13 protein-coding genes and 1 pseudogene are annotated in these 14,398 nt (G+C 62.4%); 11 read left to right on the plus strand and 3 right to left on the minus strand.

Features of this window, described 5'->3' with window-relative positions:
• A pseudogene (locus O7A61_RS27460) lies at positions 1 to 347 on the plus strand (copper resistance protein CopC); the annotation flags it as partial.
• 135 nt (positions 348 to 482) lie between these two features.
• Positions 483 to 1,910, plus strand: a complete 1,428-nt coding sequence (gene gndA, locus O7A61_RS27465; RefSeq protein WP_337132459.1) for an NADP-dependent phosphogluconate dehydrogenase — start codon at positions 483 to 485, stop codon at positions 1,908 to 1,910.
• A gap of 49 nt (positions 1,911 to 1,959) precedes the next feature.
• Here gndA and O7A61_RS27470 read toward each other — a convergent pair whose 3' ends face one another.
• Positions 1,960 to 2,892, minus strand: coding sequence for a LysR family transcriptional regulator (locus O7A61_RS27470; protein WP_337132460.1), 933 nt, complete (start codon positions 2,890 to 2,892; stop codon positions 1,960 to 1,962).
• A gap of 93 nt (positions 2,893 to 2,985) precedes the next feature.
• Between O7A61_RS27470 and O7A61_RS27475 the strand changes: the two genes are divergently transcribed.
• Positions 2,986 to 3,780, plus strand: a complete 795-nt coding sequence (locus O7A61_RS27475) for an NAD(P)H-dependent oxidoreductase (protein ID WP_337132461.1) — start codon at positions 2,986 to 2,988, stop codon at positions 3,778 to 3,780.
• 57 nt (positions 3,781 to 3,837) lie between these two features.
• Here the strand turns inward: O7A61_RS27475 and O7A61_RS27480 are convergent, their stop codons facing one another.
• Positions 3,838 to 4,887, minus strand: coding sequence for a LacI family transcriptional regulator (locus tag O7A61_RS27480; protein WP_337132462.1), 1,050 nt, complete (start codon positions 4,885 to 4,887; stop codon positions 3,838 to 3,840).
• 403 nt (positions 4,888 to 5,290) lie between these two features.
• Between O7A61_RS27480 and O7A61_RS27485 the strand changes: the two genes are divergently transcribed.
• From O7A61_RS27485 to mgrA, 7 genes are all read left to right on the plus strand, one after another.
• Complete coding sequence (locus O7A61_RS27485; protein ID WP_140503033.1) at positions 5,291 to 6,529, plus strand: ABC transporter substrate-binding protein; 1,239 nt, start codon at positions 5,291 to 5,293, stop codon at positions 6,527 to 6,529.
• A 99-nt stretch (positions 6,530 to 6,628) separates the two neighbouring features.
• Entirely contained in the window at positions 6,629 to 7,522 is an 894-nt protein-coding gene (locus O7A61_RS27490) for a carbohydrate ABC transporter permease (RefSeq protein ID WP_015315676.1), read from the plus strand.
• Positions 7,515 to 8,450 carry a carbohydrate ABC transporter permease gene (locus tag O7A61_RS27495; RefSeq protein ID WP_337132463.1) on the plus strand — a complete coding sequence of 312 codons (936 nt, stop codon included), beginning with the start codon at positions 7,515 to 7,517 and terminating at the stop codon, positions 8,448 to 8,450. Before O7A61_RS27490 ends, O7A61_RS27495 begins: the two co-directional genes overlap by 8 nt.
• Positions 8,450 to 9,553 (plus strand): ABC transporter ATP-binding protein, encoded by a 1,104-nt coding sequence (locus tag O7A61_RS27500; protein WP_027143080.1) that lies wholly within the window; start codon positions 8,450 to 8,452, stop codon positions 9,551 to 9,553. Before O7A61_RS27495 ends, O7A61_RS27500 begins: the two co-directional genes overlap by 1 nt.
• Positions 9,554 to 9,607: 54 nt before the next feature.
• A complete protein-coding gene (locus O7A61_RS27505) occupies positions 9,608 to 10,354 on the plus strand; it encodes a sugar phosphate isomerase/epimerase family protein (RefSeq protein WP_337132464.1) in 747 nt (248 codons plus the stop codon).
• Between the two features lie 11 nt (positions 10,355 to 10,365).
• Positions 10,366 to 11,508 carry a Gfo/Idh/MocA family protein gene (locus O7A61_RS27510; protein WP_027143078.1) on the plus strand — a complete coding sequence of 381 codons (1,143 nt, stop codon included), beginning with the start codon at positions 10,366 to 10,368 and terminating at the stop codon, positions 11,506 to 11,508.
• Between the two features lie 131 nt (positions 11,509 to 11,639).
• The gene (gene mgrA, locus O7A61_RS27515; protein ID WP_337132465.1) at positions 11,640 to 12,686 is read left to right on the plus strand and encodes an L-glyceraldehyde 3-phosphate reductase; all 1,047 of its coding nucleotides are present in this window, start codon (positions 11,640 to 11,642) and stop codon (positions 12,684 to 12,686) included.
• Between the two features lie 31 nt (positions 12,687 to 12,717).
• Here the strand turns inward: mgrA and O7A61_RS27520 are convergent, their stop codons facing one another.
• The gene (locus O7A61_RS27520; protein ID WP_337132466.1) at positions 12,718 to 13,155 is read right to left on the minus strand and encodes a trypsin-like serine protease; all 438 of its coding nucleotides are present in this window, start codon (positions 13,153 to 13,155) and stop codon (positions 12,718 to 12,720) included.
• Here O7A61_RS27520 and O7A61_RS27525 point away from each other — a divergent pair.
• Entirely contained in the window at positions 13,133 to 14,221 is a 1,089-nt protein-coding gene (locus tag O7A61_RS27525) for a trypsin-like serine peptidase (RefSeq protein ID WP_337132467.1), read from the plus strand. The two genes, O7A61_RS27520 and O7A61_RS27525, sit on opposite strands and share 23 nt — an antisense overlap.
• Positions 14,222 to 14,398 lie beyond the last annotated feature (177 nt).

The raw sequence follows: 14,398 nt of genomic DNA on the forward strand, positions 1-14,398 counted from the left end.
CGCTGGCGATCGCCGCGGCCCAGCCGGTTTCGGTCCACGTCCACGCGCTGCAGGCGATGGCCGATCTCAGCATCACGCCTGGCCATGCCGGACCGGTCGCCGCCTCGATGATCATCATGAGCGGCGATTTCGGGCCGCTCGACGCCAAGGAAGTGACGCTGGTGCTGTCGAAACCCGATTCCGGCATCGAGCCGCTGAACCGCGCGGCAACCAGGCCCGGCGACGGCAGCTGGCGTGTCGACAACCTCATCATCCCGGTTCCCGGCCGCTGGACGGTGCGCATAGACATACTGGTCTCGGACTTCGACATGGTGAAGATCGAGGCGCCGATCGACATCAGGCCGTAATGGCCGCGACAACACAATTGGGCGAGGCGGTTGACGCGGGCCTGAAGGCCCGTCAATCATCCAAGCAATAATGGGCATCGAGGCAAGAACGGGCTCGAGCTCGAAAACACCAGATCCGGAAACAGGGAAGAAAAGATGGAAAAAGCCGAAATCGGCCTGATCGGCCTTGGCACGATGGGCTCCAACCTGGCGCTGAACATCGCCGAGCACGGGCACCGCATCGCCGTCTTCAACCGCACCAAGGCTCGCACGGACGCTTTCGTCGAGAACGCCGGTGCGCTCAGGGACATGGTCATTCCTTGCTACAGTCTGGAGGAACTCGCCGCGGCGATCCGGCCGCCACGCCCGATCGTCATCATGGTGCTGGCCGGCAAGCCGGTCGACGAGCAGATCGAAGCCTTGCGCGGCGTGCTGTCCGACAACGACATCGTCATCGATGCCGGCAACGCCAATTTCCGCGATACGATGCGGCGCTTCTCGGAACTGTCCGGCTCGGGCTTGACCTTCATCGGCATGGGTGTCTCCGGCGGCGAGGAGGGCGCGCGCCACGGACCGTCGATCATGGTCGGCGGCACCGAAGACTCCTGGAAGCGTGTCGAGAAGGTGCTGACCGCCATCTCCGCCAAGTTCAAGGACGAGCCCTGTGCCGCCTGGCTCGGCACTGACGGCGCCGGACATTTCGTCAAGACCATCCACAACGGTATCGAATATGCCGACATGCAGATGATCGCCGAGATCTACGGCATCCTGCGCGATGGTCTGGGCATGGGGCCGAAAGAGATCGGCACGATGTTTTCCAACTGGAACAAGGGCCGGCTCAATTCCTACCTGATCGAGATCACCGCCAAGGTGCTCGCCGCCGACGATCGGAAGACCGGCAAGCCGGTGGTCGACATCATCCTCGACCGCGCCGGCCAGAAGGGCACCGGCAAATGGTCCGTTATCGAGGCGCAGCAGCTCGGCATTCCGGCGACAGCGATCGAAGCGGCGGTGGCGGCGCGCGTGCTGTCGTCGATCAAGGACGAACGGCAGGCAGCCGAAAAAGCCTATGGCAATATCGGCGTGACGAAAATTTCCGGCGACAAGGACGCGCTGCTGAAAGACCTCGAACTGGCGCTGTTCGCCGGCAAGATCGCCGCTTACGCGCAGGGTTTTGCGGTGATGAGCGGCGCTTCGAAGGTGTTCAACTGGAACCTGCCGATGCCCACCATCGCCAAGATCTGGCGCGCCGGCTGCATCATCCGCTCGCAGATGCTCGACACGATGGCCGAAGCGTTCGGCAGCGGCGGCGCTTTGACCAACCTTTTGATGGCACCGGCCTTTATCACCATGATGCAGGAGGCGCATCCGTCGCTGCGACGTGTCGTCGCGAGGGCTTCCGAGGCCGGTGCGCCGGTGCCGGCGCTGTCTTCGGCGCTTGCCTATTTCGACAGCTACCGCCAGGGCCGCGGTACCTCGAACCTGATCCAGGCGCAGCGCGACTTCTTCGGTGCGCATGGTTTCGAGCGCATTGGCGAGCAGGGTGCGTTCCACGGGCCGTGGGGCAGCGGCGCGGCTGGTTAATCGTTCTCATGGAATACCCGGCATTGCTTGCATGCCGTGCCGGAAATACTCACCGATCCACATGCGTTTTCTCGATCCCGAGGATGCCGCCGATCTGTTGGGCAAGAAAATCGACCAGCAGCCGGACCCGGGCGATGCCCGCGCGTTGGGGGACGATCAGCATACTGAGCGGAACCGACGGCAGCGCATAGTCCGGCAGGATCGCCTCAAGCCGGCCGGACGCCAGAAGATCGCCGACAAGCCATTGATGGGCGGGCGCAATGCCGCGCCCGGCGAGCAAGGCTTCGCGTGCGGCAAGTCCGTGGTCGACGCGAAGGCGCCCGGCAAGCGGCACGACATGGCGCTCGCCGTCCGGTCCTTGCAGCATAAGGGTGTCGCTGCCCGCCACGTTTGACATGCGGATGCCCTCGTGACCGGCCAGGTCACGGGGATCTTCAGGCCTGCCGCGTTCAGCGAGATAGTCGGGCGCCGCCACGAGCAGACGCCGGGACTGGCCGAGCGCCCGCAACTTCATGGAACTGTCGGTGAGCGGGCCGAGACGAAGCGCGATATCCACGCCTTCCGTGACAAGGTCGATGCGTTCGTCGGTGAGGCTGAGATCGACGCCGATGTCGCGATAGCGGTCCTGAAACGCGAAGATAAGCCGGCTGACATGCAGCACCCCAATGGCCGCGGTGCAGGAGAGCCGGATCGTGCCCGCGGGCGCTCCGCGCGTGCCGCGGGCCTCGTCGCTCGCCTGTTCGACAAGGCGCAGGATCTGTACGCTGTCGGCATAGTAACGGCTGCCCTCATCGGTCATCGTGACACGCCGCGTGGTTCTGCTGAGCAGAGCCACCCCGACGGCTTCCTCGAGTTCACGCAGATGCCGGGTGACGGTGGACTGACCGATCCCGAGTTCACGTGCGACCGCAGAAAAGCTGCCCCGTTCGGCGACGCGAACGAAGGTGCGCATGCGCTCCAGAGTGATGTCCGATTTATCCATTAATCGGCATAATTTTATGCATTATCAAGACATAGCGGATCGTTCGGGCATTGGCTATCTCAAGGCCAACGTCTTCCAACAGGATCGCTCATCATGAAAGTGTTGCTTGTCTTCGCCCATCCCGAGCCACGATCGCTCAACGGCGCGCTCCGTGACGTCGCCGTCAAGGAACTCGAGGCTCAAGGCCACGAGGTGCTGATATCGGACCTTTATGCCGACGGCTGGAAATCGGAGGTCGACCGTGCTGATTTCCCCGGCCTGTCGCCGGATGCGCGGCTGGTGCCGGTGGCGGCCTCCAAAAAGGCGTTCGAGGCCAATGCGCTGACCGAAGACGTCAGGACCGAGATCGAGAAGCTGCTTTGGGCCGATGCGCTGATCCTGCAGTTTCCGCTGTGGTGGTTCGCCATGCCGGCGATCCTGAAGGGTTGGGTCGATCGGGTCTTTGCCTACGGCTTCGCCTATGGCGTCGGTGAACATAGCGACAAGCGATGGGGCGACCGGTACGGCGAGGGCACGCTCGTGGGCAAACGAGCAATGCTGATCGTGACCGCCGGTGGCTGGGAGGACCATTATTCCCCGCGTGGCGTCAACGGCGCGATTGACGATCTGCTGTTCCCGATCAATCACGGGATCCTTTATTATCCGGGCTACGACGTGCTTCCGCCGTTCGTGATCTATAGCGTGGACCGTTTCAACGAAGCCGGCTTCGAGCCTGTCGCCGAACGCCTGCGCGAACGGATGCGGACGCTTGCGACCACGGCGCCCCTTCCCTACCGGCGCCAGAATGGTGGCGACTACCTGATCCCGAGCATGCGGCTTCGTGCCGAACTGGGTGATCCGGGAGCGGCAGGCTTCGAACTCCATTTGAACCGCGGCGCGGCCGACTAGAACGGTTCACTGTTTCACGAAACGCATGCGGATTTGCGCTCCGACCCGGGCCGATGCTCAGTCGGAGCGCCGATAGGCCACGACGCCCTTCGGCTCGCTCAGGCTCTGCAGCGAGCCGGGCGCGGCACCACCGATCCAGCCGAGCACCGAGCGGGCGAGTTCGGACCCGGCCAACCGGAAATCTTCGTTGACGACCAGCAATTCATGCCTGAACAGATGCAGCAGTTCCGACGATTGCTTTGACACAACGTCGACGTCGCGGCCGAGCTTCAGGCCAGCATCCTCGATGCCGGCGACGATAGCGAGCGTCGCGGCTGCAGCACTGCTGATGATGCCGTCCGGCCTGATGTCGCGCCGCATCAGCTGCGCCGTCCTCATCCTGATCTGCTCGATCGAATGGTCGATAGAGACGGTGTTGAACGGCACCTCGCTGGCGCCGACTTCGCTCAGCGCGTCGGCAAAGCCGTCGACCGTATGACGGTAGTAGCTCAAACCGACCGGCGGCGTCACCAAAGCGAGCCGGCGGCGGCCCATGCCGGCGAGGTGGCGCACCGCCTCGGCCGCGAAAGCGTAGTTGTCGAAATCATGATAGGGATGAACCAGCCCCATATCGGTACGGCCATGCGTGGCAAAGGGAATGCCGCGCTCCAGCATGTAGCGGGCGCGGGGATCGTTCGGCTGCGTGCGCGAAATGATGACGCCGTCGGCGGAGCCGGTCTCCACGAGATAGCGCACCGGATCCAGCGGGTCCTGCGAGCGCGAATAGGGTGTAACGATCAGGTGGTAGGGCGTGTCGGCAATGACTTCCGTCACGCCATAGATGATGTCGGAGACAAAGCTCATGAGTTCGTGCTCGGTGTTGAGCACGAGGCTGATGACATTGGTCTTGCCGGTCCGCAGGCGCACGCCGGCGCGGTTCGGCCGATAGCCGATCTGCTTGGCCACGAGCTGGACACGACGCCTGGTCTCGGCGCCGATCTCGGGCGCGTCCTTCAAGGCGCGCGAGACGGTGGTGACGCCGAGGCCGGTCATGAAGGCAAGCGTCTTCAGCGTCGGCCGCTCCTGTGCCGTCGCCTCGTCATCCTTGTCCGTGCGTCGTCTGTCCATCCGTCCCGCCCATCAGGCGCATAGCAGCCGCCGGGCAGCCCGGCAATGTTGCGGCCACTTCCCATGGCGCGTCATCTGCATTGGAAGCAATATACTGAAACGTTACAGCTTGTCACGATCGGTGTAAAAATGGGTGCTGGCGGATTCGGAAAGACATCGTCAACCGCGTGGCGAAAAATCGTTGGGTTTCAGAGGGAAGCATGCTCCTAGCAAGTTTCTTGCTGCTTTTGCTCATTGTGCGGCGCACCCTTGCTCATTGCGTCGCACAATAAGGCCGCAACGAAACGATTTTGTTCGCGGCTCGAAAAATATCAAACCGATGCTTGCCGGAGGGGGTTGCGCATAGTCTTCAATTGCCGTATCGAAAATCTGTAACGTTTCAGATTTCTGGGAGGAAGCCGAAATGCGATATAAATTCCTGACCGCTGCGTTTGCAGCGACGGTTGCGCTCAACTTCGCCGGGCCGGCGGCCGCGACCGATCTGGAAGTCACCCATTGGTGGACTTCCGGCGGTGAGGCGGCAGCGGTCGCCGAACTCGCCAAGGCATTCGACGCCACAGGCAATCACTGGGTCGACGGCGCGATCGCCGGATCCGGCGGCACGGCGCGGCCGATCATGATCAGCCGCATCACCGGCGGCGATCCGATGGGGGCCACCCAATTCAACCATGGCCGGCAAGCGGAAGAACTGGTGCAGGCCGGCCTGATGCGCGACCTCACCGATGTCGCCACCAAGGGCAAGTGGACGGAGGTGGTACGGCCCAAGAGCCTGCTCGACTCGTGCACGATCGACGGCAAGATCTATTGCGTGCCGGTCAACATCCATTCCTGGCAGTGGCTGTGGCTGTCGAACGCGGCCTTCGAGAAGGCCGGCGTTCCGGTGCCGAAGAACTGGAATGAGTATGTGGCCGCGGCCCCGGCGCTGGAGAAGGCAGGCATCGTGCCGCTCGCGGTCGGCGGGCAGGCCTGGCAGGCATCGGGCGCCTTCGACGTGCTGCTTGCCGCGGTCGGTGGAACCGACGCCTTCCTCAAGGTCTACAAGGACAAGGACGCCAAGTTCGCCGCCGGTCCCGAAGTCGCCAAGGTCTTCAAGGCCGCGGACGACGCGCGCAAGATGGCCAAAAACACCAATGTGCAGGACTGGAACCAGGCCACCAACATGGTCATCACCGGCAAGGCTGGCGGCCAGATCATGGGCGACTGGGCTCAAGGCGAGTTCCAGGTCGCCGGCAAGACCGCCGGCAAGGACTATACCTGCCTTCCCGGTCTTGGCCTGAACGAGGTCATCGCCACGGGCGGCGACGCCTTCTACTTCCCGCTGCTCAAGGATGCCGACAAGGCCAAGGCGCAGGAAGTGCTGGCCGAAACGCTGCTCGATCCCAAGACCCAGGTTGCCTTCAACCTCAAGAAGGGTTCGCTGCCGGTGCGCGGCGACGTCGACCTCAACGCGGCCAATGACTGCATGAAGAAGGGCCTCGCCATCCTGGCCAAGGGCGCGGTCATCCCATGGACGGACCAGCTGCTCTCACAGGACAGCCAGAAGCAGAAGGAGGACCTTTTCTCCGAATTCTTCGCCAAGCCGGACATGAGCCTCGAAGATGCGCAGAAGCGCTTCGCCGACATCATCGCTTCGGCTGACTGACGACTGGTGAGCCGCCTCGCTCCCGACCTTGCCAGGCAGGGCCGGGAGCCCAGGCGTGCCTGACTTTCCGCCCTTATCCGATCCAGCACGACTGTACCGATGAGCAAGAGCGAACGCCCGAGCCAACTCTTCCGCAATCTCAATGCGAAGGTCGCTTCGATCCCGATGATCCTCACCGCAATGGTGGTCTTTGTCGGCGGCACCGCATGGACGGTGCTCTATTCCTTCACCAATTCGAAGCTCCTGCCGCGGCTGAATTTCGTCGGGCTCGACCAGTATTACCGGCTGTGGGCGACGCCGCGCTGGCTGATCTCGATCGAGAACCTTCTGATCTACGGCGTGATCTCACTGGTGTTCTCGCTGGTGATCGGGTTTCTGCTGGCTGCCCTGCTCGACCAGAAGATCCGTTTCGAGGACACGTTCCGCACCATCTTTCTCTACCCCTTCGCACTCTCCTTCATCGTCACCGGCCTTGTCTGGCAATGGCTGCTCAATCCGGATTTTGGCGTCCAGGGCGTGGTACGAAGCCTCGGCTGGACCAGCTTCGACTTCAATCCGCTCTACAATTCCAGCATCGTCATCTACGGCATATCGATCGCTGCGCTCTGGCAAGGCACGGGTCTGATCATGTGCCTGATGCTGGCGGGCCTGCGCGGGATCGACGAGGACATCTGGAAGGCCGCACGGGTGGACGGGATACCCATGTGGAAGACCTATCTGTTCATCATCATCCCGATGATGCGGCCGGTGTTCATCACCACGCTGGTGATCATCGCGTCAGGCATCGTGAAGGTCTACGATCTCGTTGTCGCGCAGACCAGCGGCGGGCCGGGCATCGCCTCCGAAGTGCCGGCCAAATATGTCTACGACTACATGTTCTTCGCCCAGAACCTCGGCCAGGGTTTTGCCGCCTCGACCATGATGCTGCTGTCGGTGATGATCGTCATCGTGCCGTGGGCCTATCTCGAATTCGGAGGCCGCAAGCGTGTCTGACCATGCCGTCGCCTTGTCCGCCACGTCGTCAAACCGGCGGGATGATGCCTCCGGCCCGAGCGGGCCAAAGCCGCGGCACATGTTCTCGCGCCGCAACATTTTCCTCTACGGCACGCTTGTGGTGGTCGCGCTCTACTACCTTCTGCCGCTCTATGTGATGGTCGTCACCTCGCTCAAGGGTATGCCGGAGATCCGTCTCGGCAACATTTTCTCGCCGCCGCTCGAGATCACCTTCGAGCCCTGGGTCAAGGCGTGGTCGCAGGCCTGCACCGGCCTGAATTGCGATGGGCTTTCGCGTGGTTTCTGGAACTCGGTGCGCATCACCGTTCCTTCGGTGATCCTGTCGATCGCCATCGCTTCGGTGAACGGCTATGCGCTGGCCAACTGGCGCTTCAAGGGCGCCGACACGTTCTTCGTCATCCTGATCGTCGGCGCCTTCATTCCCTATCAGGTGATGATCTATCCCATAGTCATCATCCTGCGCGAGATCGGCCTCTATGGCAGCCTTACCGGCCTGGTGATCGTGCACTCCATCTTCGGCATGCCGATCCTGACGCTTCTGTTCCGCAATTATTTCACCTCCATGCCGGAAGAGCTGTTCCGGGCGGCGCGCGTCGACGGTGCCGGCTTCTGGGGCATCTATCTGCGCATCATGCTGCCGATGTCGCTGCCGATCTTCGTCGTCGCCATCATCCTGCAGGTGACAGGCATCTGGAACGACTTCCTGTTCGGCGTCGTCTACACCCGCCCCGACACCTATCCGATGACGGTGCAGCTCAACAACATCGTCAACTCGGTGCAAGGCGTGAAAGAATACAACGTCAACATGGCCGCCACCATCCTGACCGGGCTGGTGCCGCTGATCGTCTATTTCATTTCCGGCAAATTGTTCGTGCGCGGCATCGCCGCCGGCGCGGTGAAAGGGTGATGGCAATGGCGGCGAACGGTACCAGTGTTTCGATCCAGGATCTGTCGCTGAACTTCGGCGCCATCTCGGTGCTGCAGACGCTCAACCTCGATGTCGCCGAAGGCGAGTTCATCGTGCTGCTCGGCCCCTCCGGCTGCGGCAAGTCGACCTTGCTCAACTGCATCGCCGGCCTGCTCGACATTTCCGAAGGCCGTATCTTCATCAAGGGCAAGAACGTCACCTGGGAAGAGCCCAAGGACCGCGGCATCGGCATGGTCTTCCAGTCCTACGCGCTCTATCCGCAGATGACGGTGGAGAAGAACCTGTCCTTCGGGCTGCGCGTCGCCGGCATCGCCAAGGACGAGATCGCCAAGCGCATCGCGCGGGCCGCCGAGATCCTGCAGATCGAGCCGCTTTTGCAGCGCAAGCCGGCCGCACTCTCCGGCGGCCAGCGCCAGCGCGTAGCCATCGGGCGGGCGCTGGTGCGCGATGTCGACGTCTTCCTGTTCGACGAACCGCTGTCCAATCTCGATGCCAAGCTGCGTTCCGAACTGCGCGTCGAGATCAAACTTCTGCACCGTAAATTGCAGAACACGATGATCTACGTCACCCATGACCAGATCGAGGCGATGACGCTGGCCGATCGCATAGCGGTGATGAAGGGCGGTGTCATCCAGCAGCTCGACGCGCCGCAAACCATCTACAACCGTCCGGTCAACCGGTTCGTTGCCGGGTTCCTCGGCTCACCTGCGATGAACTTTGTCGAGGGGCAGTTGGAGACCGGCACGACGGCAGTGTTCAAGACCGGGGATTTGACCATACCGCTCGATCGCTACAGCTTCGACGGCACCGGCGACAAGAGCGGGCCTTGCGTGTTCGGGATCCGGCCCGAGCACGTTGCCTTTGGCGAGGCCGCGAATTCCATGCCCTTTGCCACCGATGCCGCCGTCGAAATCGTCGAGCCCATGGGCTCCGATACGCTGGTATGGACGAAGCTCGGCGGCCGCATTTTTTCCTTCCGTGTCGAGGCGGAAAAAACGCTGCGCAATGGCGATCCGATCCGAATCGGTTTCGATCCCGCCCGCGCCTCGCTGTTCGACACCCCATCCGGAAACCGCATGTAGCTCCCAAGAAAACCATCCTCCCAAAGACAATCCCAAGCAGAACGGACAGAGACGATGAACTGGTCATTCCAACTTTACAGCGCCCGCAATTTCTTGCCCTGGACCGATGTGCTCGAAATGCTCGGCAAGCTCGGTTACACCGAGGTCGAAGGCTTCGGCGGCGTCTATGACGATCCCAAGGCCTTCCGCGCCGAACTCGACAAGAACGGCCTTTCGATGCCGACCGGGCATTTTTCCATCGATGCGCTGGAGAAGGATTTCGACGGCGTGCGCAGGATCGCCGAAACGCTCGGCGTCAAGCTTTTGATCTGCCCCTATCTGATGGCCGAGGACAGGCCATCCGACGCCGCCGGCTGGCGCGCCTTCGGCGAGCGTCTGGCCAAGGTCGGCGAGTTGGCCTCGAAGGCCGGCTATGGCTTTGCCTGGCACAACCATGATTTCGAATTCAAGACGCTCGCCGACGGCTCGCTGCCGCAGGACCATATCCTGTCGTCCGCCCCCAATATTGGCTGGGAAATGGACGTTGCCTGGGTGGTGCGCGGCGGCGCCGACCCGCTGCCCTGGATCGAGAAGCACGGCCAGCGCATCGTCGCCGTCCATGTCAAGGATATGGCGAAGCCTGGCGAGGGGCTGGATGAGGATGGCTGGTCGGATGTCGGGCATGGCACAATCGACTGGGCCGGCCTGATCAAGGTGTTGCGGGCCAAGAGCGCGGCAAAATACTTTGTCATGGAACAGGACAATCCCAACGACATCGAGCGCTTCGCCCGCCGCTCGATCGCAACCGTCAAGAGCTACTAGGAACAACCACCATGGCAAAGAAACTGGGTATTGGCGTCATCGGCTGCGGCAACATCTCGAAGGCCTATTTTTCGCTGGCGCCGCTGTTTCGCGGCATCGAGATGCGTGCCTGCGCCGACATCAACATGGATGTGGCCAGGGCGCGGGCGAAGGAATTCAAGCTCCGCGCCGAGACCGTCGAGGATCTGCTCAAGGCCGACGACATCGACATCATCGTCAACCTGACCATTCCGGCCGTGCATTACGAGGTGTCGAAGCAGGTGCTCGATGCCGGCAAGCATGTCTATTCGGAAAAGCCGTTCGTGCTGTCGCTTAGGGAAGGCCAGGACCTCAAGGCGCGGGCCGAGAAGAAGGGGCTGCGCATCGGTTCGGCGCCGGACACGTTCCTGGGCGGCGCGCACCAGCTGGTGCGTGAACTGATCGATGAGGGAAAGCTCGGCAGGATCACCAGCGGCACCTGCCACGTCATGGGCCACGGCATGGAACACTGGCATCCCAATCCCGATTTCTTCTTCCAGCCGGGCGCCGGGCCGGTGCTCGACATCGGGCCGTATTACATCACCAATCTGATCCAGCTGATCGGGCCGGTGAAGCAGGTGGCGGCTTTCGCGACGACTCCGGCCAAGGAGCGGACCATCAGCTCAAAGCCTCGCGCGGGTGAAAAAATCCCGGTCAACACGCCGACCACCATTCACGGCCTGCTCGAATTCGAGAACGGCGCCGTGGTGACGCTGAACACCAGCTGGGACGTCTGGGCTCACGGCCACGCGCCGATGGAACTCTATGGTGAGGCCGGGACCGTGTTCGTGCCGGATCCGAACTTCTTCGGTGGCGACGTGCGCTTCACCGAAGAAGGCAAGCCGGTCAAGAAGCTGCCGAAATGGAAGCACCCGCTCGGCATCCCCAATGAGATGCACGGCCAGGGCATGATGGCCAATTACCGCACATCAGGCCTCGCCGACATGGCGCTGGCGATCGCTGAAGGCCGGCCGCACCGCTGTTCGATGGAACTCGCGCTGCATGCCGTCGATGTCATGACCGGCCTCCTGCGCTCGGGCGAAACCGGCAAGTTCGTCGCCATGCAAACCACATGCGAGCGCCCGGCCGCGCTTGGCGTCAAGCAAGCCAAGGATCTTCTGGCAAAGAAGAAATAGGTCGCGGATTATCGATAATCTTGCTTGCCCCTCTCCCCGTTCCTCCGGGGAGGGGGTAAAGGATGAGGTACGGGCATGCTCATCGCCTCTGCGATGACGGTGCCCTGTCCGTTCAGATTCGAGGATTTCCCATGCCCTATGTCGCCGCTGAGAACCGCTACGAAAAAATGATCTACAACCGTTGCGGTCGGTCCGGCCTCAAGCTGTCGGCGATCTCGCTCGGGCTGTGGCACAATTTCGGCGACGACACGCCGCATCGGACCAAGCAGGCGATCGTGCGCAAGGCCTTCGACCTCGGCATCACCCATTTCGACTTGGCCAACAATTATGGGCCGCCGCCCGGCTCGGCCGAGACGGCTTTCGGCGAGATCCTGCGCACCGATTTTTCCGCCTATCGCGACGAACTGATCATCTCGACCAAGGCCGGCTATGAAATGTGGGCGGGTCCCTACGGTGAATGGGGCGGGCGCAAATACATGCTGGCCAGTCTCGACCAGAGCCTGAAGCGGATGGGCCTCGACTATGTCGACATCTTCTATTCGCACCGCTTCGATCCCGACACGCCGCTCGAAGAAACCATGGGCGCGCTCGACCATGCGGTGCGTTCGGGCAAGGCACTCTATGCCGGCATCTCGTCCTACAATTCGCAGCGCACCCGCGAGGCCGCCGACATACTGAGGCAATTGGGCACGCCCTGCGTCATCCACCAGCCGAGCTATTCGATGTTGAACCGTTGGGTCGAGGAAGACGGCCTTCTCGATACGCTCGAAGGGCTCGGCGTCGGCTCCATCGTGTTCTCGCCTCTGGCGCAAGGCATGTTGACCGATAAATACCTCAGCGGCATTCCCGATGGCAGCCGGGCGTCCCAAGGCAAGTCGCTGAAGACAGTCTTCATCAACGACCGCACCATCGCCAACATCAAGGCGCTCAACGCGATCGCCGGCAAGCGCGGCCAGACGCTGGCGCAGATGGCGCTGGCCTGGGTGCTGCGCAGGGGCCGGGTTACTTCGGCGCTGATCGGCGCCAGCCGGCCCGAGCAGGTCGAGGACTGCGTCGGCGCGCTCAAGGTGCTCGATTTCAGCGATGCCGAACTGGCCGAGATTGATACTTACGCGCGCGAGTCCGACATCAATCTGTGGGCGGCCTCCGCCGAGCGCAAAGGTCCGCCGAGGAAATAGTCCGCCTCGCAAGCCGGCAGAAGCGGTGGCGTCAGGGCGACTTTGGCTTCTGGGCGGTGCCGAGCCCGGCCTTGGGCTTTTCGGGTGCTGGGGCCTGTGTTTTCATCCTGGCCTCGATCCAGCCGGTGTAGTTGGCCAGCCGCGTGTAGATGCCATAGGCGTCCTTGTGGCCGCAGGCAGCGCTGCCATCAGCCGGGCCTTCGCCCCAACTGACGACGCCGACCTGGACGGGGCCGCCGGCGCCGGTCATGAACAGCGGTCCGCCGCTGTCGCCATTGCAGGCGTCACGCACACCGCTGGTGGTGCCGGCGCAGATCATGTTGCCGGTCAGTGGGTCCGTCATGTCGGCGGCAATCGCATCGGCCGCGGCATCGATGCCCTTTTCCGAATAGCGCATGCGGTGCGACAGGTCTCCGAGAGCCGCTTTCTTTTGGGAGAGTCTCACCATGACAAAACTGACAAACTTCATGATTGCGTCCGCATTGCTTTCCACCGCAATGCTGGCAGCCCCTGCTTTCGCCGCCGATCCTGGCTCCGCCAGTGCCGGCAATGGTGAAAGCATGCGGGACGTGACTTCGGGCGACTACAAGCCCGGGCGGGCCAAGCCGATCGCGCCGCCGACGCTGACCGACGAAGACAGCCGCGCCGCGCCGATCACCGATGAAAAAACAGCTGTCAAATCCTATGGCATCGTCGGACGTTCCGCCGATGGCAAGGAAATCAAGATCGAACCGAGCGAAGCGCTGCGCGAGCTCATCATCAAGGAACTGAATGCGCCGGCCAATGGCGCCGAGGGCGGTCCGCGCAAGACCGAGGATCCAGGGCTTGGCGAAGGCGAAGCCGGACGCCAGGTTTTCGGCACCGACGATCGTGAGCAGGTCAAGAACACCAAGACCTATCCGTTCTCGGCAATCGGCTATCTCGAAGCCAAGTCGAAGACCGGCTATGGCAACTGCTCGGCAACGCTGATCGGCCCGCGCACCGTGCTTACCGCGGCGCACTGCCTCTACAGCCACGAGGACAAGGACTGGCTCTCCGACTACCTGTTCGTGCCGGGCCTCAATGGCGGCACGGCGGACGACGCCCCATTCGGCGCCTTCACCTATGAAAGCGCCTATGTGCTGCAGGGCTTCATCGACAACTACCAAGGCTATTACGGCTCGGTCATCCCGTGGGATCTCGGCATCATCACGCTGAAACAGGATGTCGGCACCAACCTGGGCTGGCTGGGCTATGCCAACTATGACGATCTCGGCGACTTCACCGCCAATCTCGTCGGCTACCCCGGCGACAAGCCGATGGGCACGATGTGGAAGGCGAACTGCGAGGTGCATGCCGAAAACATCGCTCCGGAATATTTCCAGTATGACTGCGATACGTTCCCGGGGTCGAGCGGCAGCTCGGTCTATGCCTACGACAACAACTCCAAGCAGCGCATCATCACCGGCGTCAACGTGGCGGAAAGCCCCGACGCGAACACCGCCGTGCGCCTGAACGCCGCCAACATCCAGTGGATCAACAGCCTCTATAAATAATCCGGCTGTTTGCACGACAAGCAAGAAAGGCGGCGGGATGTTCCCGCCGCCAGACTGCTGACAAACCCCTGGCTTTTGCCTGGGGTTTTTGATTCACTGGGTCATGTTGAAGCGACCCGCCCCTGAACAGACCGCGCTCGAGATGGTGACGTTGGATCAGCTTGTTCCGGCTGATCA

This window comes from Mesorhizobium sp. Cs1321R2N1, from assembly GCF_037179725.1.
Classification (GTDB): domain Bacteria; phylum Pseudomonadota; class Alphaproteobacteria; order Rhizobiales; family Rhizobiaceae; genus Mesorhizobium; species Mesorhizobium salmacidum.

Excerpts from the sequence above, each read along its gene's own strand:
- O7A61_RS27480 (WP_337132462.1), bottom strand. The coding sequence starts at position 4,887 with ATGGACAGACGACGCACGGACAAGGATGACGAGGCGACGGCACAGGAG.
- O7A61_RS27485 (WP_140503033.1), top strand. The coding sequence starts at position 5,291 with ATGCGATATAAATTCCTGACCGCTGCGTTTGCAGCGACGGTTGCGCTC.
- O7A61_RS27505 (WP_337132464.1), top strand. The coding sequence starts at position 9,608 with ATGAACTGGTCATTCCAACTTTACAGCGCCCGCAATTTCTTGCCCTGG.
- O7A61_RS27510 (WP_027143078.1), top strand. The coding sequence starts at position 10,366 with ATGGCAAAGAAACTGGGTATTGGCGTCATCGGCTGCGGCAACATCTCG.
- O7A61_RS27470 (WP_337132460.1), bottom strand. The coding sequence starts at position 2,892 with ATGGATAAATCGGACATCACTCTGGAGCGCATGCGCACCTTCGTTCGC.
- O7A61_RS27475 (WP_337132461.1), top strand. The coding sequence starts at position 2,986 with ATGAAAGTGTTGCTTGTCTTCGCCCATCCCGAGCCACGATCGCTCAAC.
- gndA (WP_337132459.1), top strand. The coding sequence starts at position 483 with ATGGAAAAAGCCGAAATCGGCCTGATCGGCCTTGGCACGATGGGCTCC.
- O7A61_RS27500 (WP_027143080.1), top strand. The coding sequence starts at position 8,450 with ATGGCAATGGCGGCGAACGGTACCAGTGTTTCGATCCAGGATCTGTCG.
- O7A61_RS27525 (WP_337132467.1), top strand. The coding sequence starts at position 13,133 with ATGACAAAACTGACAAACTTCATGATTGCGTCCGCATTGCTTTCCACC.
- O7A61_RS27520 (WP_337132466.1), bottom strand. The coding sequence starts at position 13,155 with ATGAAGTTTGTCAGTTTTGTCATGGTGAGACTCTCCCAAAAGAAAGCG.
- O7A61_RS27490 (WP_015315676.1), top strand. The coding sequence starts at position 6,629 with ATGAGCAAGAGCGAACGCCCGAGCCAACTCTTCCGCAATCTCAATGCG.
- mgrA (WP_337132465.1), top strand. The coding sequence starts at position 11,640 with ATGCCCTATGTCGCCGCTGAGAACCGCTACGAAAAAATGATCTACAAC.